The organism is Shewanella oneidensis MR-1 (assembly GCF_000146165.2).
GTDB lineage: Bacteria > Pseudomonadota > Gammaproteobacteria > Enterobacterales > Shewanellaceae > Shewanella > Shewanella oneidensis.
The window spans coordinates 114,423-136,380 of record NC_004349.1 but is presented as its reverse complement, the minus strand read 5'-3'; the positions used below and the strand labels follow the sequence as shown (position 1 = coordinate 136,380).

At 42.6% G+C, this 21,958-nt stretch carries 12 protein-coding genes and 5 pseudogenes; 7 read left to right on the top strand and 10 right to left on the bottom strand.

Translation table 11 applies throughout. The annotated features are described in order from the left end of the window. Positions 1-188: 188 nt before the first annotated feature. Positions 189-581 (bottom strand): DUF5086 family protein, encoded by a 393-nt coding sequence (locus tag SO_RS22810; RefSeq protein WP_011074462.1) that lies wholly within the window; start codon positions 579-581, stop codon positions 189-191. Between the two features lie 1,269 nt (positions 582-1,850). On the opposite strand from SO_RS22810, the pseudogene SO_RS22805 reads away from it, so the two are divergent. Continuing rightward, positions 1,851-2,815, top strand: a pseudogene (locus SO_RS22805) (IS3-like element ISSod1 family transposase); the annotation flags it as partial. Between the two features lie 33 nt (positions 2,816-2,848). Here SO_RS22805 and SO_RS22800 read toward each other — a convergent pair. Continuing rightward, positions 2,849-4,051, bottom strand: coding sequence for an IS256-like element ISSod4 family transposase (locus SO_RS22800; RefSeq protein WP_005054087.1), 1,203 nt, complete (start codon positions 4,049-4,051; stop codon positions 2,849-2,851). 5 nt (positions 4,052-4,056) lie between these two features. Here SO_RS22800 and SO_RS22795 point away from each other — a divergent pair, with 5 nt between their 5' ends. After that, a complete protein-coding gene (locus tag SO_RS22795; protein WP_274544499.1) occupies positions 4,057-4,311 on the top strand; it encodes an IS3 family transposase in 255 nt (84 codons plus the stop codon). A 145-nt stretch (positions 4,312-4,456) separates the two neighbouring features. On the opposite strand, the gene SO_RS22790 is transcribed toward SO_RS22795, so the two are convergent. From SO_RS22790 to SO_RS22765, 6 genes and pseudogenes are all read right to left on the bottom strand, one after another. Continuing rightward, on the bottom strand, positions 4,457-5,497 hold the full coding sequence (locus SO_RS22790) for an IS481-like element ISSod13 family transposase (protein ID WP_011073373.1): 1,041 nt from the start codon (positions 5,495-5,497) through the stop codon (positions 4,457-4,459). A gap of 398 nt (positions 5,498-5,895) precedes the next feature. Beyond that, the gene (locus SO_RS22785) at positions 5,896-7,626 is read right to left on the bottom strand and encodes a toxin-antitoxin system YwqK family antitoxin (protein WP_011074435.1); all 1,731 of its coding nucleotides are present in this window, start codon (positions 7,624-7,626) and stop codon (positions 5,896-5,898) included. A gap of 8 nt (positions 7,627-7,634) precedes the next feature. Next, the gene (locus SO_RS22780; protein WP_011074434.1) at positions 7,635-9,965 is read right to left on the bottom strand and encodes a hypothetical protein; all 2,331 of its coding nucleotides are present in this window, start codon (positions 9,963-9,965) and stop codon (positions 7,635-7,637) included. 229 nt (positions 9,966-10,194) lie between these two features. Next, the gene (locus tag SO_RS22775; RefSeq protein ID WP_011074433.1) at positions 10,195-11,163 is read right to left on the bottom strand and encodes a hypothetical protein; all 969 of its coding nucleotides are present in this window, start codon (positions 11,161-11,163) and stop codon (positions 10,195-10,197) included. 260 nt (positions 11,164-11,423) lie between these two features. Continuing rightward, positions 11,424-13,909, bottom strand: a pseudogene (locus SO_RS22770) (toxin-antitoxin system YwqK family antitoxin). 140 nt (positions 13,910-14,049) lie between these two features. Beyond that, positions 14,050-14,235, bottom strand: a pseudogene (locus SO_RS22765) (long-chain fatty acid--CoA ligase); the annotation flags it as partial. A gap of 333 nt (positions 14,236-14,568) precedes the next feature. Between SO_RS22765 and SO_RS22760 the strand changes: the two are divergent. Then, positions 14,569-15,783, top strand: coding sequence for an IS4-like element ISSod3 family transposase (locus SO_RS22760; RefSeq protein ID WP_011070548.1), 1,215 nt, complete (start codon positions 14,569-14,571; stop codon positions 15,781-15,783). Here the strand turns inward: SO_RS22760 and SO_RS22755 are convergent. Both SO_RS22755 and SO_RS22750 read right to left on the bottom strand, forming a co-directional pair. Beyond that, positions 15,771-17,525, bottom strand: a complete 1,755-nt coding sequence (locus SO_RS22755) for a sel1 repeat family protein (protein WP_164925951.1) — start codon at positions 17,523-17,525, stop codon at positions 15,771-15,773. The two genes, SO_RS22760 and SO_RS22755, sit on opposite strands and share 13 nt — an antisense overlap. A gap of 140 nt (positions 17,526-17,665) precedes the next feature. Further along, a pseudogene (locus tag SO_RS22750) lies at positions 17,666-18,121 on the bottom strand (DDE-type integrase/transposase/recombinase); the annotation flags it as partial. 60 nt (positions 18,122-18,181) lie between these two features. Between SO_RS22750 and SO_RS22745 the strand changes: the two are divergent. From SO_RS22745 to SO_RS22730, 4 genes and pseudogenes are all read left to right on the top strand, one after another. Next, positions 18,182-19,123, top strand: a pseudogene (locus SO_RS22745) (IS3-like element ISSod24 family transposase). A 284-nt stretch (positions 19,124-19,407) separates the two neighbouring features. Then, entirely contained in the window at positions 19,408-19,866 is a 459-nt protein-coding gene (locus SO_RS22740; RefSeq protein WP_011074432.1) for a winged helix-turn-helix domain-containing protein, read from the top strand. Next, entirely contained in the window at positions 19,863-20,273 is a 411-nt protein-coding gene (locus SO_RS22735) for a hypothetical protein (RefSeq protein WP_011074431.1), read from the top strand. The genes SO_RS22740 and SO_RS22735 overlap by 4 nt, the downstream gene beginning before the upstream one ends. 413 nt (positions 20,274-20,686) lie before the next feature. Continuing rightward, entirely contained in the window at positions 20,687-21,889 is a 1,203-nt protein-coding gene (locus tag SO_RS22730) for an IS256-like element ISSod4 family transposase (RefSeq protein ID WP_011074430.1), read from the top strand. Positions 21,890-21,958: the final 69 nt, after the last annotated feature.

Below are 21,958 nucleotides of genomic sequence, written 5' to 3'. Positions count from 1 at the left end.
AATTTTCAGTGCGTGAATCAGTCTGTCTTAGAGTTATCCACTAACACGATTTAAGAGCGAACATCCATTAGAAAATCTATGAGTTCATTGATACCAAAATGGAGCAGACTTTTGCTTAGTAAATCAACGATGCGAATTGCATAAAAGCACCGTAATGTAATACACTTCCAGCAACGCTTTCTATGCATTTAAAAACATTCTATTACGGAGGTGTCACAGATAGCTCCACCCATGCCATTGTTTTCTTTCTGCCAAGACAAATAAGCGTGGTTAAAAGATTCAGGGTAAACAGCTCCGCTTTTTAGGGGGATTTTTACACTGGCTTTCAATGCCTTTTCTGTGATCGCCATATGGTGAACTAAGCGCTCAATCTGCCAAACTGCATGCCCATGTTTTCTGCCAATAACCTCGATGTGAAATACTGCAGTATTTGCATCACTCTCAATATTATGAATGATAATCCACCGAGTCATATCTTGGGCAGATTCTATTGACCAAATTCCAGCCTTATGGTCACCGACATCTGAAGCTAATACAGTAGATGCAAGAAAATAAGTAATCAAACTGAATTTTCTAAGCACTGTGGATGACACTCCATACAAGGTGAAAAGCCGAGTCGAGGTTTAGGGCATTAAGCATTTCTGTTCTTCATCCACTTGGAAATAAAGACAAAAGACAAAAAAACACGACAAATGAAATTAACGAGCTAAAGTAAAGAAGGTGAACCATGCCATATATTGAATCAACCAAGTAGAAGGATTCTGTACTCATCAAATCAGCTTCAGCACCATATTTTATATTCAATAAAACCAGCGTCAAAACTACCGTCATAATAATGAAATGGAGAAGTATTGTGGCTGTTATCCCCACTATGGAAAATGTTTTTTTACTCATTGTTTTCATATCAAAAAACGCCGCCTGTACCAGACAAAAAACCACTTAAACTCTTTTCAACTGAACCGGTAAAATCAATCTGATTTTCAGTTGTATTTGCGGTGACAGAACTCATCGCAGATGTAACTTCAAATACCAGTATATGCAAGCCGTAATATGTGTCTCCCAGAGATGATATGACTAAATCCTCTATGATGCCATGTGACCACGACTACTGCATAACGATGTGGAATGTGCTGATGACCCTAATCATATAAATTTGTACTTGCCCAACATGGTTAAGGTAACTCAAAATGAGTGGATATAGCCATATTATTTAGCCGTTCGTACACCAACACAAAGATTCGGGGTTATCTTTTCTGAACCTACCGCATTATTGACATAATGGACAACCTAGAGCACCAATTTCATTGTTTCATCGGCAGCTAAATTTCTTAGTCAGAATGACGAGCCATAACCGACAGCGACACCATAAGCACCAAATAACAGCGCCAAGCAGAGCGCCATATATTAAATATGCCCCTATGTATCCAAAGAGAAAAGTCAAATCCCATTCAACACAGGAAAATTGAGTATTCCTAATAATACAGAAGTCACCAAAATCGTGACTCATTGCAACGAATAGCATCAGAAGTGCTGCAAGTAATGAGCAAGAAAGAATAACTATTTTCCCCATAACCGTCCTTTGACTAATAAATTTGTGCTAGTTAAATTAAACCACAGATTTAGATTCATCCCAATGCAAATTTTTGATTCATTTGGAATTAGCCTGACACAGAATTATTAACAGCCTCTTATTAAATTGAAATTATCTCTGTAATTTTAATGTTAGCCTGAAAGTTACAATTGATACATGCCAACGTATCATCAAAAGAGGTGGACTAAAGTTTGTTCTGGTCTAATCCCATCGGACACTTAATTTTGAGACAGTATGGTCAATAAATTAAGAGGTCTATATGAGTCTGAAAAAATCACATAAGAGTTATCCGCAGGCATTTAAAGATGAAGCCGTCTTGATGGTGCTGGAGCAAGGTTATAGCGTTGCCGATGCGGCAAAGTCTCTTGGAGTTAGCACGAGCCTGCTTTACAACTGGAAGGAAAAACACGAAGCCCTGCAACAAGGCATCACCTTAGAAGAGTCTGAGCGTGATGAGTTGAAGCGATTGCGTAGAGAAAACAAAGAATTACGCATGGAGAAAGAAATTCTAAAAAAGGCAAGCGCCTTCTTTGCGAGAGAAATGAAGTAAGATTTCGTTTCATCAAACTGCAATCTCACCTGTTTCCCATAACACTGTTATGTCGAGTAATGAGTGTCAGTAAGTCAGGCTATTACGATTGGCATAAACGCCCTGCAAACGTGATAAGCGTTGAAACACTGAAGCTTTATCGCCTTGTTCGACAGCTATTTAAGCAAAGTCGAGGCAGCTTAGGGAATCGTGAAATGGTGAAGAAATTGCGCAAGGAAGGCTACCAGGTTGGTCGCTATCTCGTTCGTAAAATTATGCACCGCCTTCGACTCAAAGCAACCCAGCGATGTGCTTACAAGGTGACGACACAGCGAAAACACTCAGATGCAGTGGCTGATAACCTGTTAAACATGAACTTTAATCCAGTATCGGCTAATCAGGTCTGGGCGGGTGACGTGACCTATTTAAAGACGGGTGAAGGCTGGATGTACTTAGCTGTGGTGATGGATTTATATTCACGCCGGATTGTGGGATGGCGCATAGACAAACGCATGACCACAGATTTGATATCCAAGGCATTAATAAAAGCCTACAACCTGCGACAACCAGCGCGAGGGCTGGTATTTCACAGTGACCGAGGCTCGCAATATACCAGTAAACAATTCGGTAGGCTGCTATCGAGCTATGGTATCCGAGCCAGCATGGGTGATGTGGGTGCGTGTTGGGATAATGCCGAGGGCGTTCAAAATTCTGTGTCAGGCTAATTTTTAAATTTCTAGCACGCTATCTAAACGCCCTTCAAAATAAATCGCTAACTGTGATAAACAAAGGCTCCAATTGTGGATTGGCATGGTCCATTTATCTGAGGCGTTTAATATGCCTGCGTAAAGTAGCTTCAACAAGCTATTTTCATTAGGAAATGCACCTTTGGTTTTGGTGAGCTTTCTAAATTGGCGATGCACAGCCTCAACTGCATTGGTCGTGTAAATCACTTTCCTGATATGTTCTGGGTACTTAAAATAATGGGACAAATTATGCCATTTGCGACGCCAAGAGTTGATTACCAGCGGATAAGCATCACCCCATTTGGCCTCCAGTTCGTCCAATGCCATCTCTGCGGCTTCTTTACTCACGGCTCGATACACAGGCTTTAAATCAGCCATAAACGCTTTCTGATTTTTTGAGGCGACATACTTCATTGAGTTGCGGATCTGGTGGATAACGCATAGCTGTGTTTCCGTATGAGGGAAGATACTGGCTATGGCCTCAGGGAAACCGGTCAAGCCGTCAACACAGGCGATAAGAATATCTTTTACACCACGATTATTAAGATCGGTCAGTACGGATAGCCAGTAATTAGCGCCTTCATTTTCGGATAAGTGAAGCCCTAAAATTTCCTTTTTTCCTTTCATATTAAGCGCTAACAATGTGTAAACGGCTTTACTGACGTAACGCCCATCCTCTTTGACTTTATAATGTATCGCATCAAGCCACACGATAGGATAATGGCTATCTAATGGGCGCTGTTGCCACGCTTTAAGTTCGGGGATGAGTTTGTCAGTGATAGCACTGACTGTTGCGTTAGACACATTGAGTCCATACATATCTTCAACATGTTGATTAATATCGCGATAGCTCATACCTATACTGAACATCGATAACACTTTACGTTCGATTTCATCGGTTAGCGTAGTTTGATTTTTCTTAATCAACTGAGGCTCAAAGGTGCCATTGCGGTCTCTAGGCGCGTCTAACTCAAAGTTACCGGACGGATGCTTAATGGTCTTAGGGGTTTTGCCATTTTTACGATTAGGCTGAGGATCATGCGCTAAATGCTGCTCAAGCTCAGCCTGGAGAGCCGCTTCAGTGAGTTGCTTGATCAGTGGGCCAAGAATGCTGTCTTTACCTGTGAGGCTTTTACCTGATTGCAGATCTTTAAGGGCTTGTTCGAAGTTAAAAGGTTGGGTCATGTGTCATTCCTGTTTTTGAATATTTTACTGAAATGACACAGAATTATGAACACTACCATAATGCCGTTGTTGAGCGATTCTTTGGTAGCTTGAAACACGATTGGATTTTTAAAGTTGCTCAACCAACAAGGGAGTTTATGAAGCAAGATGTGACGGCTTACATCAAATATTACAACTTGGAGCGACTTCATTCTGCTAATAACGATCTGTCACCTGTAGAGTTTGAGAATTCTCAAGTAAAAGTGTCCAGTTTGGGTTGACCAGTACAGTTTGACCATGGATGCAAAAAGTAAGGCAACAGGTTTGTTATGTCGCTCAAGGTACAGCAAACAGATGGACACGGTTTAATTGTACTAGCTCAGACTTGATCTGACAGTTACCAGTTTTATGCTGGTGTCTGTCAGATTAGATTCGAGTCAGATTCTTTTCCGCCCAAACCCGTTTCCCATCAATCAATGTTTCAACTGGCGTTCTGCCGTTGCACATTTTGCCTTGATGAGTGCGTTCATTGTTGTAGTAAGACAGCCACTCGTCCAGATCTTTTTGCAGCTCCTCCAGCGTTTGGTACAGCTTTTTGCGGAAGGTCACCTGATAAAACTCGTTCAGGATCGTCTTATGAAACCGCTCGCAGATCCCATTCGTTTGCGGCGACATCGCTTTGGTTTTCGTGTGGTCGATATCATTAATCGCCAGATATAGCTGGTAATCATGGTGCTCGACCTTGCCGCAATACTCTGTGCCACGGTCAGTTAAAATACGCAGCACCGGCAACTGCTGTGACTCGTAAAACGGCAATACTTTGTCGTTCAATAAGTCCGCTGCAGTGATAGGTGTTTTCGTAGTATAGAGCTTGCAATGAGCGACTTTGCAGTACGTATCGACATAGGTTTGCTGATAGATACGACCAACGCCCTTGAGGTTTCCGACATAAAACGTGTCTTGCGACCCAAGGTAGCCTGGGTGCGCGGTTTCAATCTCACCACAGGCTTCATCGTCGTGTTTTTTGCGCTCAAGTGCCGCAATCTGTTCATCAGTAAGTTGAATGCCATCGCGAGCTACTTTGGCTTCCAAGGCTTTCAGTCGCTTCTTAAAGTTCTCTAAATCATGTCGCAACCAGATTGAGCGGACACCACTGCCAGAAACAAACACGCCTTTTTTGCGCAGTTCATTGCTGGTTCTGTGTTGGCCATGGGCGGGAAATTCAATCGCATACTCCATCACTGCCTGTTCAACAGCTTCTTCGACACGGTTCTTGAGATTTGGACTTCTACGACTTTTTTCGATCAGTGCATCAACACCGCCATCGTCCACTAACTCGCGGTAACGATAAAACGTATCACGAGACACACCCATGACTTTGCAGGCTCTGGAGACGTTGCTCAGTTCCTCTGCCAGATTGAGTAAACCTGTTTTGTGTTTGATGATTGGATTGTTACTATGGAGCATGAGAGTTACCTCCTTGGTTTTGATTAAGGATTCGACACCCACAATCAAAACTGGTAACTCTCACCTTTTCAAGGCGATGTGTCAGATCAAGTCGAGACTAATTCAGTTTAATGCTTCACTTGTCTTGCAGCCAAAACAAATGTCCGCAAAGAAGATATCCTTACATCATAAGCTCCTTAGTTTCAAACTAACTCGCCACGTTTGGCGGCTCTATTCAAAGCATTTTGTTTTTCATAAACGGCCACTGAAGATAGAACCTTTCCTTATCAGTTAAGTTATTACTGCTTAGAATTTTTGGTTTTTTTAACAATCAACTTCCCCCCTGCCAACCCCAACGGTTCAACCCAATTCACCGGATTGGGCACATAGCCATAGTTATTCTCACCGCTGTAAAGTCGCTATGTTAAAGGCGACGGTAAATCCATCCATTGAGATGACGTAGGAAATTCATGCTTTACTGAAATGAATTCTCCATGGCGAAATTCAGCGATTTCTTCCATTGAGCCATCTTCGGCAAAGGTATACTGTTTTCCATGAAGATTGCCTTTGTCATCATATTTTTCTTGTTTTAATCGATAATTATTCATATTGACCTGCTCCCAAAGTCCAACTTGCGCCCCCATATTATATCGGCCAATCCAATACAGCCTATTCGGTTGAGGATAGGCCATATAAGCGTATTCTTTAGCCAAAATCCAATCGCCGTGCCGCTTGCCATCACGGTATTCGCCTTTTTCATATAGCTGACCATTATTGGCATAACGCTGACACAGTCCCGTCGCCTTACCATGAGTAAACGTCAGCAGTTCAAGCAGTTGCCCTGAATCAGTTTCGTTACGGTATTCGCCATGGAGCTCACCTTTATCGTCATAACTAAAGGTACTTTTGCCATGTTCAAATTGTCGTTTCATCCAAGTGCCACTGGGTTTGTCGTGAGTATATTGGCCGCGTTCAATCACTGTGCGCTGTTTATCATTAAGCTGAATGCGTTCATAGGTGCCATGACGAAGCCCGTTTTGATAATATTCTTGAGTGAGCAAGGGTTTGTCTTCAAAAAAACCAGAGGACACGATATAGAGTCCGGTTCGATTATTGTTAATTGATTCTGTTCGTGCAACGAGCTCTCCTTCACTAAACTCCTCATATAAAGACCACTTTTTAAGTTGGTCTTCTTCGTTACTTCTGATGAGTTTTCCTTGCTTGAAGTATTGTCTTTTCTGATAAATCCAGCGGTCCCCTTGATGTTTTTCTTCAGTTGAACTCAGTATTTCCCCCTGATCATTGTATTGCTCCGATAGCTTCACATTCCATGGAGCTTCAGTGATTTCTTTTCTGGCGAGTTGGCCATTTTCATGGAAGTCGAGCTGCTCACCAACTTTATAATCATTGTCGTAGCGGTAATGGCGTTTAACTTTGTTATCGTCAAAATATTCAAAATAGTCGCCTTGTTTTTGGCCTTTGGCGTACTCTTGGGTCGATATCACTTGCCCATTAAGGCCCCAAGTGGTCTCTATGCCTTGCAATAGGCCATCGACTTTATGGACTTCACGGTTGAGTTTGCCGAGATTAAAATATTGGTTCACACCATTAGCGTCGTTGCAAATTTTTGCGGTTAATTCGCCTTCTGGGCTGAAATGTTCACTTATGCCGACTTCTTTATCATTTTGATAGGTTGTTTTGTAGCGGACATTCCCCCCTTCCCAATAACCCGTTTCAAGACCTTGCTGTACACCATTCTCAAAGTGTGATTCCACATAGTGCGAACCCGTTGCGATATATTTTTTGAACAAGCCATGAAGTTGACCTTGATCGTTGATAAACGCTTGTTGGTAGGGATTACCATCATCGAAGTAACATTGATAAGCTCCGCGAAATTGCTCAATCTTGAGTGTTTTACCCAGTTTGTTATCTAAGAGCGTCCCAGCACAGAACAGTGCATCGTTGTCTTGATAATAAATCTCAACTTTAAATTCCCCATCAACAGTCTCAACGGGTGGCTTTAAATAATAATGTGCCGATTTTTTACTTTTGACGACATTCCAATTTGAATCGAGTAACACATTTTCAGCATTAGCATTGGCGCTAAAAAGCACGAGAGCGGCAAGGAGCAAATGGATAATGTTGCGCATAACGGCTCCTAAGGCAGGGGCTTAAAGGTGAATTGATATGGTAATTCAATAGGTTTAGCTGATATTTGCATGATACTGACCTTGGCAGCAGCGCCAGACACACTGATAAATTTCCCATCGACCAGAACGTCTTTGATGCTCAGCTCGGCACTATTTTCGGGAAGCCTTATGGTTAAGTTTGTGCCTTCATCGTCCTGTATTTTGAAATACTGCTTAAGTAATTCGCTGGGATTCTCTGCCATACTAGGCTGTGTTAGCCAAGGGCCAATATCAACAAGCCATGGTCTTTCGCCGGGTTGAAGCGTTACATGCTGCCATGTCACGTCGCCTTGGCAATGGATCTTGCCTTGGATTTTTTTATCGTAAAAATAACGCCTCACACCGTCTGGACTTGCCAGATGATAGGCGGGTCCTGTTAACGCTTTGGTGTCATACACCCAAGTCACTGGTTGCTTTCCTTCAGTAAAACCTTGTTCAATTTCGGGTTTACAACTCATAGCAAGAGCTGGTGACATTGGAATATAAAAATTGTGGCCATCATCTGAAATCGATTTGATATCCTTAACGTCACTGATTTCTTTCACGCTTAGCTGCAGCTGGCTTGGATCTGTGAGGAAAAAATCCGTCTCTCTTGAGTAATCGAAACCACTTGTTGGGTTAGCAAGATCCTTGTAGTAGTCGCTGATATGCATAAAGGTGACCGGATTTGTGTGCGCCATTTGCGGTTGAGGTTCGGTTTCATAAAAGCTCATGGTCTCGGGGATATCAGTCAGCTTTAATAAGAAAGCCGTAGCATTGCTGTTAACGTGTTTTTCGCCATATTTAAATAATACATTTAGCAAATCCTGCTCAGAGGCGCTCAACCATGTAGGGTAACCCTGATCGACCATCGCATCACCCATTTGCCCATTAAACTGGCTAAAGTTAATATTAATCCCCTTTTCAGCAGTTTGGCGCATAACGACTTTATAGAGGTGAGTATTAGCATCGATTAAGGTGATCTGTAGACTGGCGCCACCAAAGTGATAAGGTTTGGCTAACAGTTCGCTCCAAGGCCTTGTTACCAAACGATTTTTTTCGGGTATGAGTGTTAATTTGGCACTGATGTGATTAATTTTCTTGATCTTGCTCGCGGTATTGTCCCAGCCTATCGGCAGTAAATCACTTGCCGATTCAATCTTACCGCCGTAGTTATTCACCCATGAACGGTTGTGTTGCCAAAATTGGATATCGATAGGGTTATTTTTATCATCAAAAGCTTGGATATCTTGGTAAAGAACCTCACCGGAAAAATACTTTTTCGTTAACCCGTGCACAAAGCGCAGTTGCAACTCTTTCATTGCATCTTCACCCCAGCTGCCAATGTTATCAATGATGCCTTGATGCTCAGGCAGTAAAGCTTGCACAATCTGGCTATCCATATCTTGGTAAATGAGATTATCTTTATGAATATCATTGAGTGTTCGCTGGCTATCTTCAGCTATTCGTAACGCATCATAGTCGGCATAGGCGTGCCAAATAATGCTCATTACAAAGGGTTTATCCTTTGGCGCCATGGCCAAACGATGATTAACCAGTCGTCCATTACGCATCGACTGATTAATCAATACCAGGCTATTGAGCCAGCCGGTTTTTCGGTCAACTTCAAACGCGCCATAGGTTTTTTGATACTGCTCTGGTGATTCTGTATTTTCACCTTGTAATACAGCGACTAAGGTATCTTCAGTGACTTGCTCAACGGTCCATGTTAAGTGTTTATCCTTTGGGGATACCTTGCTAAAACCCACCTTAGGTTCAAGCTTAACGGGGAGCATAGGCACCTGTTGAAACAGCGATTTAAGATTGTCCCATTGCTCAAACATCTTGGCTAAATCTTGCTCTTGTGGCTTATCTATGGGCGATAGGGCCATCACTTCACCTTCATTAACACTCAGGTTAAACCCATCCTTAATCATCAATGAGAGTTCATTGGACTGGATACGCTCATCGATATTGCTGATAGGTAAAGGAATGGCGCGGTCGGCAAACTGCAGTAGGCTGGGTGTGATAATAAAGTTGCCACTCGTACTCAGTGGGCTCGACAATGTTGCTGCATCATTGTGTGTCGATTGCAATTGATACTTCAATATCATCCTGGCCTGCATAGTATTGTTATTACCAGAATAGTCACGGTCAGTTAAATTGGTCTCACTCGAAATGATTTGATATTCACGCTCTGTGGGGATGCTGATATTGTTCGAGTCTGTGGATGAGTTATCACAGGCAGCAAGCATGACGGCGATGCCTAGCACTGTTATACCGATTACTGGGTTAACTGCCTTGTATTTTACTATGGTCATGTGTGCCCTTTAATTTTTATGTTGTTGAAATGTAGATTTATTGATATTTAATTGACGACATTATAGATAAGATAGGGAATTTGGGTTCTGTCGCAAACTGAGATCTTGCGGCTATAAATTGAGGTGCAATGAATCTCATCCAAGAAAACTTTAAAAACATATTCCACCTGAATAAATGCATGAGATTGATACATAAAGCTAAGCCATGAAGATTATTGTTGCACTTGCGCTAATTTGGTAAGATTAAAATATCAGCGGGAGTGAATGCTACCGAAGAACGATCACCATTTAGCAACAATCTATCTCCAACTTTCAGCTCTGCCCATAATTCTTTAGGCACGTAACAAAGTATCCTTTCATGCTGAGGCTCCCCTGGTGGGTGAACCCAGAGCTTCCCGGTACAACTTCCACGGCCAGTCGAACTCCAAGTTGAAGGTAGTTCTGCAACGACTTCAACTTGACTTGCAGGCTTTTTAGTCAGCATATGCCAGTAAGTACCGAAACTAAGCATAAAGCTGAAAACTATTAATGGCCCAAGGCAAATCATTCCTAAACAAATAGATACTCTGTCCTTCCAAGTTCCCCCCCTCAATCCCTGCCGCACACGTTTTAAAACTAAGAAGCAGGTACTAAATACGCTGGCACCAATATAAATAACAGGGTTCCAAAGTAAAGCGTCAAAAGAGGGACTATGTAATGGCTTTATCCAACGTTCAATCATTATCCCTAACACTACAAACAACAAAAAAACTACAAGCAAACTATGTTTATTTAACCATGTTTTAGAACGATGCTTTTTATACAATCTGCTAACACTATAGCTTCTTAGAGGTTCAAGCTTCTTCTGTAGTTCAGATTTAGTACAAACACCTAAATCAACTGAAACGGATGTTCGATCCCAAATATAACGACGGTTTCTTTTATTCATGATATTAAGTTGAATGCTGAATAAGTCATCATCAACTGCGAAGATAAAAAACTGCATATAATTATCAGCATCATCTGCTTTTGATAAAGAGAATGCGTTACATTCTTGGCCACTTTTCAGTTGTTTGACGTTAAATGACCAGTCGTAATCTTGCACTGATTTCATGGCTTGGTTAAAACTTAAATCTGCTTCAATACATAATGCAAACTCTGCATTGTCATTTTCTCGAGTAGCACTTGAGTGAATAACTATTCGATTATTTAAAGACATCGTTTTATAAAGCTCCTAATAACTATTTTTAAATTAAGCGTTTAACTTCGACAGAGCATAAAACCGCTGCCAGACTATACACATTGTGTTAAAGCTGAACATATTTTTAATCTGCAATATTTAGTGATTGAGAGTACATAATATTTTACAGCAAGAGACTTCCTTTTTGTTGTTATTATACTTTTATGCTGTGAATGGGATAAACACAGCGATTGCCCTGTTTATCCCGACCAAGCCTAACAGAAAAGAGAAGCGCGATGCTAGAACTGGCAGTTCGCGGTTTCTGGGGTTTGCTTACCATTGGCATCGTACTTTTTCATACAGCCAGCTTTACCCATATCATAGATTTTTTCGTATTCTAGCTGACCATTACGGTAGGACTTAAACACACCATGGCTTTTAGGGTTTTCTAAGTAATAAATTTTGCGCCCTTTAACCACATTTGAAGAATCAGAGAACCCCGGATCTTCTTGATAAATGACCCCGTTGATATAGCGCTTATGCACCACATGTTGCTCATCAATCCGCACCATTTCGCTCGATAACTTGCCATTGCGGTCGTAACAGACTTTATCCACGACATAACCACTGTCGAGCTCTTCAATACAACTCACGACACCATTATCAAAATATTCCCGCTGAATGCCACAACGTTCACCCGCATTACTCCAAAAGTACGGTTGACCATTCCACATTTCACCTTCTTGCTGGCAAAAATTCGATAAATCACGAAGTTGGCCGTTAGGGTGGAAGCTGTAGCTAGCCCCTGCTGCACGATTGTTGATCATCTGAGTGTAGCTACTTAGGGAATAGCCGTCGTCGGTGGAATTGCGGATGCTTGGGCCGTATTCCTTGCCCGCTTTATAAGCCTGCAGGGACGTTAAGCGACCGTTGGAATCAAATCGATATTCTTTATCGACCGACCCATTGGTGTAATAGGTTAATTCGGATAGTAGGCCGCCACGATATACACGCTGCTCACCGTCTTTAATCGAGCTAGTCTCAGCATCTTTTGAGATTAACACGCCATCACAATCGCCTGCGTAGGGCTCTTTTCGCATCATGCATTCATCCTGCGACGGTTTAAGTTTTACCGCTGCATTGAACTTATACTGACTCAATTCATTGAGATCGCCGTTAGGCTCGAGCCACATTTGCAGGCCGTCTAACTCGCCTTGACGATAATTGGCAACATTGCTGACAATATTCGGCGCTGAATACCATAAACTTTCACCATGGAGTCTGCCCTTATCGTAATGTTTGAGGGCAAACATAAAATTATCTTTATTGAATAACTTTGCCTCACCTTGGCGCAGGCCATTCTCATAGTTGACTTCGGCCTTGTAGAGATAAGTCACTGATTGTCTTGTAGTAAAAGCATCATTCGTATCAGGCGTTCGAATATAGACCCAAGTGCCTGAACGTTTACCATCGAGATAGTTGCCGTCACCGGTTTGAAAGCGATAATCCCCTTGGGTAACCTTTTCCGTCCAAGCGCCTTGCTTCACACCCTTTTGATACAGGCCTTTGCTGCCATCGGACTCAAGCCACTCACCGTCTTTTACGCCATTAAGATAAATGCCCTTTTCGGACAATTTCTTCGCGCCTTCGGTGCCCGAATCGTAATCTGGGGTATAGATTTCGCTCGGGCCATCAGGCACGCCCTTGTTGTAATGGATAAAGCCATAGTTGTCGGCATCATCCATGACTGACTGTAAAACCCATTTACCCTGTTTTTTACCGTCAAGATATTCGCCTTCCCAATAAATGGCTTGGTTCTCTGTCTCCATCCACTTACCGACTTTTTTGCCCTGTTTGTAGTTACCAGAGTAAACCACGCTACCATTGCGACCATCGTAGGCTGCATACGGGCCATCGAGCACGCCTTGGGCATAATGACTTTCACTGGCAAGCCCTGCCCAAGTGCTCCCCATGCCCATACTCATAAAATCGTAGGATGGGCCAGTTTTAGGGATCACGGCACCACCACTTTTAAGCCAATCAAAGTCATCAGCCTCAAAGGCCACGCTCACCAATACAAAACTGCCGTCTTCTTCACTATATCCACTGCGATCAAAGGTGGTCACAAGGCTATATTGATGCTCATTACCTTGGGCATCTTTATCTTTACGAGTCAGTGGATAACGTAATTTATATTCGACGGCGGTCTTCACATCTACGGGTGAACCTTCGGAATTACGATAACCCACTAAGGTCGGCTTGAGCTTAGTAGAACCATCGACAATCGCTTTAATGGCGGGATCTTCAATCGCGTCAACATCATAGGTCATACGGTATTGTTGCGGCGGAATTTGGCTTAGTACTTTACGAACGCTACCTACGGTAAACGAGGTTAAGGTTGGTGCCACTTCATCGAGCACAACCTGTAGACGGGGGAGTTTTGTGAGATCATCCCCTTCAAAACCATAGCCCCGTAAATGCTGACCATCGGCATCTTTCAGCATGACAACCACTTCTTTGTTGCCACCTTTATCAAAATCGAGGTAAAAAACCGCAACCACTTCAGCAGAACCATAATCATCAAGACGCACGCCGGGCGCATCGCCATAGAGCATTTCGCCCCACACTTTATGATCTTTTTGATAGAAATTGAGCCATTGGGAAGATCCACGGGACCGTGAACCATTTTGTCATATTCCGCCGCAACCGCAGCAGGAATGACCACAAAAGAAGATAACCACACCGCACCGACCGAGGTGCATAAACGACGAATCGAAAGTTCCATTTAACTATCCTTTACACCGACACCTTGCGCCTCGTGCGCACCAGTAAACGGGGCGAATTTTAAGCTAAGAATTATGCGTCAGGAAGTAGCTGAGACAAAAAAGGCCGCTAAGCGGCCTTTTAAGATCAAATGTTTAACAATCAATTATTATACATAGCATTAATTTCATGGGCGTACTTGTGATAAATCATTTTGCAGCGCTGCTTAAGCGTCGGAGTAATTAACCCCGCCTCCATTGAAAAAGCTTCCGGCAGCAGGGTAAATTTTTTGATTTGCTCAAAACCAGCCAACTCTCGCTGTAACTGCTTGAGACGCTGTGCATGATGATATCTGATGGATAATGCCTGCCAGAAAAATTGAGTGTCATGCAGTGAATACTCCAAATTTATATCCAAAGATTATCCATTCTGAAACTCTTATCGTCAACTTTGCGACAGAAGCCTATATAAGTATTAAGCTACAACTTCATGCTTTGGAGTACTAGGACTCTATCCTTTGCCTTTGCTTCATAGTCATTTGAAAAGTATCCCGCCACATCAAGGCTCTGCTCTGAAGAATCCCCTGATGATTTTCAGATAAATCATTAAATTAGAGTGAACTTGCACCTTGAAGTGTGATCAGATGGAAGTGCGAACAAACATCAATCACAGGGCATCAAGGTGCAAGTGTTAACTATCTTACATCAATCTCTCTATCAACATTGTCCAGAAATCCATCAAAAGCGACTGAATACACTCATGGTCGCCTGCAAAGCCCTCATCAACGCGGATTGTCTCACCCTCACGCATTTAGGGCGGCACATTGATGGCACCAGCACTCATACTAAACACTCAATAAAACGCATGGATAGATTATTGGGCAACCCGCACCTTCACCATGAAAGACTGGCTGTTTATCAGTGGCATGCAAAGTGGCTGCTAACAGCACATACGATGCCGACCATACTGGTGGATTGGTCTGATATGCGTGAAGGTCGTGAACTGATTGCACTACGCGCCTCTATTGCGATTAAGGGCCGCTCTATCACGCTCTACGAGCGAACATTTCCGTTAGTACTACAAGGCACACAAACTGCCCATAATCAGTTTCTGAATGAACTCCATAAAGTGTTACCTGACAATATTACCCCGCTGATAGTCACTGACGCGGGCTTCCGTAATCCATGGTTTCGAAAAGTCGAGCAGCTCGGTTGGTATTGGCTGGGTCGTGTCAGAGGATTAAGTGTCTATCGGCTGCACCCCTTCGGTCGCCAATTTTCGCTAAAAGCGCTTTATCCCAAAGCCAGTCGTCGCGCAAAACATGTTGGGCGAGTGGCGTTATCGGTAAAGAAACCCTTGTTATGCGAGATGGTATTGTTCAGGGCTCCAAGTAAAGGCAGAAAAGGTCAGCGAAGTACGACAACAGACTGTCACCATACGGCGCAATGGACGTATGAACTGACCGCCAAAGAGCCTTGGGCACTGGTGACCAACTTGACCATAGAAGCCATGTCGCCTCAAAAACTGGTTAATATTTACCAAAAACGGATGCAAATAGAAGAAACCTTTAGAGATTTAAAAAGCCCCGCTTATGGCTTTGGTTTACGTCATAGCAGAACACGTTATGCGGCGAGGATGGACATACTGCTATTGATAGCATTATTGGTACAACTGGCATTTTGGTGGGTAGGATTATACGGAGAAACACAGCAATTACAGCGGCACTTCCAAGCCAACACGGTAAAGAAAAGGAATGTGCTATCAACAATCAGGATGGGCAAAGAACTGCTGCGGCGACGGCATGACTACCCCATATCAGCAGATGATTTGCTTTGTGCTGCGAAGAAACTAGCCCAACTCTCATTAACTCATGGTTGTTGGGGCTATGAATTATGAGGGGATCCTACAGGGCTCTGCTGATAAAGCGCTAAAGCAGCTTTAGAGTCTACAGCTCCACCCTCGCCTGTATCTAACAAAGTTGCGAGTTGGAAGTAGGCGTTACCCAATATATCTTTCTGCAAACCTTTATCGACGCCAAGCGTTGTCACTTTTCCTAGCCAGTATCGCGCTCTACTAGTCGCATCTCGATGGTGTTCCAACAATAGTATATTGGCCAGTTCGGCTGCGGCAAAAAGATCCTGCTCGGCAGCAATCTCCCAAAACTCCTCGCTCTGCTCAAAATCCTCTTTAAAATAGTAATAGGTTTCGGCAGCATCTCGCGCTAAATCAGGCCGAGCTTTAACACTTTTACGATAATTATCCAGCGCCGCGGAGGCATTAAAATAGGGCGAGCAAGAGAACACTTGATAATACGCCATCGTGCTGACGGCTTGAGGTATTCCCTGCTTGGTCAGTTCGGTTAACGTTTGCCATGCTTGCTGCTCACGGATTTTTGCTTGGCCAGTATTCACTTTACCCTGAGGAATGACGGATAAGGGTTGATTAATTAATTCCAGTTGGGCTTGAATATCGCCAAGCTTAGCAGCGCGCGCTAACCAGTACTGGCCATCTTTAATGTAGCCCCAACGAGCCCGTTCTCGCAGCCAGTTGATTGATTCCATATCCCCTGCCTCACCCAACTCGCGATACAGGACTTCAGCCTTGGCTTTATCCCCTTCAAACACATGCTCAATGCCTGAATCGTAAATCTTGGCTAACTGTCTTTTATCTTCAAGACGCGCACTGCGCTGTAAGCTGTTGAAGCGGGATTCTGCGGAACCGTAAGGATAAAGCCGTAAACCGGCCTTAATGTAGGTAAACTCGGTGCCATCGGGATAACTTACCTTGGATTTTCTGTCCAAGATATGGATATTCACAGCATAATCTTCAGCAATCTGAGGGGTAAAATTCACCCGCGTTACCCGTTCATCGGCTAAACGGATACGCCTCGAGTGTTGTAAACTCCACCGATCAGAAACCTCGCGCTGCAAACTGCTTTTCAGCCCAACATCAAAGGGCTGCTTATCCTCGGGGGCATAACTGTAAATAGGATAATAAATTGGTGAAAAGGTGATGGTGGCGTCATTGCTATCCGCGCTGGCCGCATCAGCTTCCTTTGCGGTAGGTATCAAGTCAAAAGACTGCTTAAAAGCATCTTTGTCAAGGGCTTCATCTTTCACCTTGGCGACAGGTAACTCAGCCAAATACTGCTTTTTCAAGGATTGTGCTTCCTGCCATAGGCGATGACTGGGCAGAAGTGACATATTCAATTTGATATTAGTCAACTGCCACTCACATGCCCCTCCGCCCTGCAACGCAACGGATTGGGTAAAATGACTGGCATTGTGCAAACTGGTGACCACTTGCCGTAATTGAGAGGTCGTACCGTTGGTGCGCCACTGGGGATTGGCGATATCTCCGTTTGGGAAATACATCTCTTTTTCGGTGCAAATCGAAGAATAATAAAAACCGATAAGCTCTAGCTCAGTATCTGCGGGTAGCGTACCGACGAGCTCAATACGAGAACTGTCCTTAGGGACGCTTGCCTGACTCACTCCTCGCATATTGGTAAATAAATCCCAAATAGAGGCAAAGGAGGGAGGGGAGGGAGGGGAATAAAAGCTCCCCAGCAAAACGCACATCAGCACCACAAAGCTTGCCCAAATTGCGGTACTTCTCATTAATAATCTGACACCCATAATACCAATCTTCCCTTGCTGATAAGTCTTTGCACTATTCACACCATAAACCTAGCGGAGTCTACACAAATGCAGGATCAATTCAAAACAGGGCAGCGAATGCCCCAACTGAATTTACGGTTCTGTCGCAAACTGAGAACTTAGCGCTCCAAGTTGAGGGGGCTGCATCCCTCAGATAAAACTAAATAAAATTGTTCCCATAGTGTCATCTTTTCGGTAGTGTTCATTTGCACTTGCCTAATAATGGACCAAAGTTCAACTCCTGCGGGTGTAGACTCCGCCCCTTCCCAGGACTTCCAACCTAGGCATTGATGCATTTTACCCTTTAATTTTCGGTGGCTTTGCTCGACTATATTATTTATATATTTAACGGCAAGCACCTCAATCATGAAGAACTTATATCCAGATAACCACAGCCGAATGTTAACAGTATCTAACGCTGCGGCATTGGCTCCACTTTTATCAATGACGACCTTCTCAGGTAAGCCATGTTGATTGATAGCTTTAGTAAAAAAAGCGTGCGCGGCAGGTTCATCAAGGGTTTCACTCAAGTAAAAATCAATCACAGCACTGAATTTATCCAGTGCACGATAATGATCTGATCCAATACTTTTGGACACCACGCTAAGTGAGTAAAATGACTTAACGAGGTGAATATGACAACCCAAAAGACCCGCAAGACCCATACTGCTGAATTTAAAGCTGAAGCCATGAAGTTAGTTGAACGTGTCGGTGTTGCTGAAGCGGCCAGGCAGCTCAAAATCTACGAATCACAACTTTATAACTGGCGCTCTGCCATTGAGAAGAAATCTACAACCAGTCATCGCGAAGTGGGTATTATGCGTGGCAAAAATTCAAGCAAAGAGTCGAGTGCACACTTGCTCAAACAGCACAACCGTGATGAGCAAATCAAAGCTATTTTTGTCCAGAGCAAGGAGCGTTCAGGCGCTCGGCGTATTCAAGTCGACCTCGCCGAAGATGGAGAATACGCGGATCTGAAAAAGCATGACAAGGCAGAATTTAGTGGCTAAAGCAGCGCGTAAATTCAAAACCACAACCGACAGCGCTCACCAGCTCACAGTCGCCCCAAACCTGCTGGAGCAGAACTTCGATGCCACCGGCCCGAACCAAAAATGGGGCGGAGCTGATCACGAGCGAAGGTTGGCTGTATCTGGCGGTGATTATCGATTTGTACTCGCGCGCCATGATTGACTGGTCGATGAGTAATCGCATGACGGCTCAGTTGGCTTGTGACGCGCTGACAATGGCGTTGTTTCGTCGAGGGTTTCCAAAAAACGTAATCGTTCATAGTGACCGCGGCAGCCAATATTGTTCACATGCGTATCGGAATCTGATCAAAAAAACAACAACTTACTCAAAGCGTGAGCCGCAAAGCTTGCTGCTTGGACACTGCCTGTGCAGAGAGCTTCTTCCATTCACTGAAGGTTGAGGCTATTTAGTACGAGCCAATCATGGACCGGGAAAACATGAAACAAGCCGTATTTGAGTACATAGAAGTTGATTACAACAAAACCAGAAGGCATAGTTCACTTGGCTATTTAAGCCCTGAGAATTTTGAACTGACACATAGTGCTTAGTTAAGTGTCCAGAGTTAACGGATCAGATCAGTGTCCAACTTGGGTTGAACAGTAGACTATCTACCAAAAATTTTTAAAGTTTTAAGTGGATTACAGTAGCTAATTCACTTATTAGCAGCTTATATTACTGGTTATAGCATTCATAGTTCAATTCGAGACCAGCAAAGACTATAATCAAATTTTTAGATTTAGATTTAGGAAGTTATGCTTCCCAGAACACTAAACCGCATGCAAACGTGCATTCTCATTGCATGATTTTACACTTTAAAAATTGGTAAAGATACATGGCTTATATTCAGTTAAAATTTAAATTGTTAGTCATGCCGGATGGTAGAAATATTTCCATGGAGAGTTTATCTGATAACGAAATTAAAATAATAACTTTTTTAGCAAAAAATTATCCACTTGCATCAAATAGAGATGAGATTTTGAAAAATTGTTGGGAAGGAAAAGTCGTTACTGAAAATTCCGTAAATGTTGCAATCAGCAATATACGAAGTTTTTTTCAAAAAGAAAATATTCAAGATTTCATTGTAACCCTTAGAGGTGAAGGTTATCAACTTTCTGAAAAAATAATCATAAAAGAATCTAATGATCCTGCGGCTTTAAACTCATTATCAAAGGGTATCAATTTATTTTTAACCAGCATAAAAAATCACCCGGCAACTTTCCTTCTAAACATCATTACATGCCTTATTTTAATGACGATCATTAAACTATACATTTGGATTATATTACTATGAAAAAAATATTTTATTGGAATATCTTCACCATTCTCGTTTTATTACTATACCCCCTTATTCAAGGGGTGTTTTTTTCAGAAGTTAGACAGATATCTTTTGTTGAAAATGGAAAACGCATTTCAACAAAAATATCACACACAGCTGGATTTGCAACTATAATAACATCTGTAGACTCAGAGCCTATATTTATAAATATAGCTATAGCACTTAAGTTTACTGATGAAAAAATTATTTACATACCTTTCTCTAGAAAAAGCAATAAAAATGGCTTTGTGATTAACAAAATTAGAATCATTGAACATTGGCCAATAGACCCATTTAACATTTATTATGTGATAATGTACAAAAAAAACAAAGCCATAGTGCACATGAGCAATAAGAAGCTGGAATTAACTCGAGATATTTAATATGTAAGATGGCAGTTAGAACCTTGCTGAACGCAGCCCATAATAGCTAACTCTGATAAATATAATTTGACAATTCATATCAGATAATCACATATTTTAAACAGCTTCTTCCTCAAGTTAATTTCACTGGTTAACAGTGTATTATAAGCAGCCATTAAAAATGGATTAAGAGTTGTGATAGCGCCAAATTTTTAGTGAGTCCAGTGCTCAACTGGTCTTTAACATACCCGCGTAAATCAGCTTTAGCAAACGGTTTTGGTCGAGCAGGGATCAGTTACACTTGATAACCAAACACTTGAAATGGTTTACCCAGTAATAGACTGCCCACAGGTATCCGTCGTAATAAGGCCACATACGGTAGTGTTCATAATTCTGTGTCATTTCAGTAAAATATTCAAAAACAGGAATGACACATGACCCAACCTTTTAACTTCGAACAAGCCCTTAAAGATCTGCAATCAGGTAAAAGCCTCACAGGTAAAGACAGCATTCTTGGCCCACTGATCAAGCAACTCACTGAAGCCGCTCTCCAGGCTGAGCTTGAGCAGCATTTAGCGCATGATCCTCAGCCTAATCGTAAAAATGGCAAAACCCCTAAGACCATTAAGCATCCGTCCGGTAACTTTGAGTTAGACGCTCCTAGAGACCGCAATGGCACCTTTGAGCCTCAGTTGATTAAGAAAAATCAAACTACACTAACCGATGAAATCGAACGTAAAGTGTTATCGATGTTCAGTATAGGTATGAGCTATCGCGATATTAATCAACATGTTGAAGATATGTATGGGCTCAATGTGTCTAACGCAACAGTCAGTGCTATCACTGACAAACTCATCCCAGAACTTAAAGCGTGGCAGCAGCGCCCATTAGATAGCCATTATCCTATCGTGTGGCTTGATGCGATACATTATAAAGTCAAAGAGGATGGGCGCTACGTCAGTAAAGCCGTTTACACATTGTTAGCGCTTAATATGGAAGGAAAAAAGGACATTTTAGGGCTTCACTTATCCGAAAATGAAGGCGCTAATTACTGGCTATCCGTACTGACCGATCTTAATCATCGTGGTGTAAAAGATATTCTTATCGCCTGTGTTGACGGCTTGACCGGTTTCCCTGAGGCCATAGCCAGTATCTTTCCTCATACGGAAACACAGCTATGCGTTATCCATCAGATCCGCAACTCAATGAAGTATGTCGCCTCAAAAAATCAGAAAGCGTTTATGGCTGATTTAAAGCCTGTGTATCGAGCCGTGAGTAAAGAAGCCGCAGAGATGGCATTGGATGAACTGGAGGCCAAATGGGGTGATGCTTATCCGTTGGTAATCAACTCTTGGCGTCGCAAATGGCATAATTTGTCCCATTATTTTAAGTACCCAGAACATATCAGGAAAGTGATTTACACGACCAATGCGGTTGAGGCTGTACATCGCCAATTTAGAAAGCTCACCAAAACCAAAGGTGCATTTCCTAATGAAAATAGCTTGTTGAAGCTACTTTACGCAGGCATATTAAACGCCTCAGATAAATGGACTATGCCAATCCACAATTGGAGCCTTTGTTTATCTCAGTTAGCGATTTATTTTGAAGGACGTTTAGATAGCGTGCTAGAAATTTAAAAATTAGCCTGACACAGAATTTTGAACGCCCTCCCACATACAGAGAATTACTCCCATCACCTAATCACT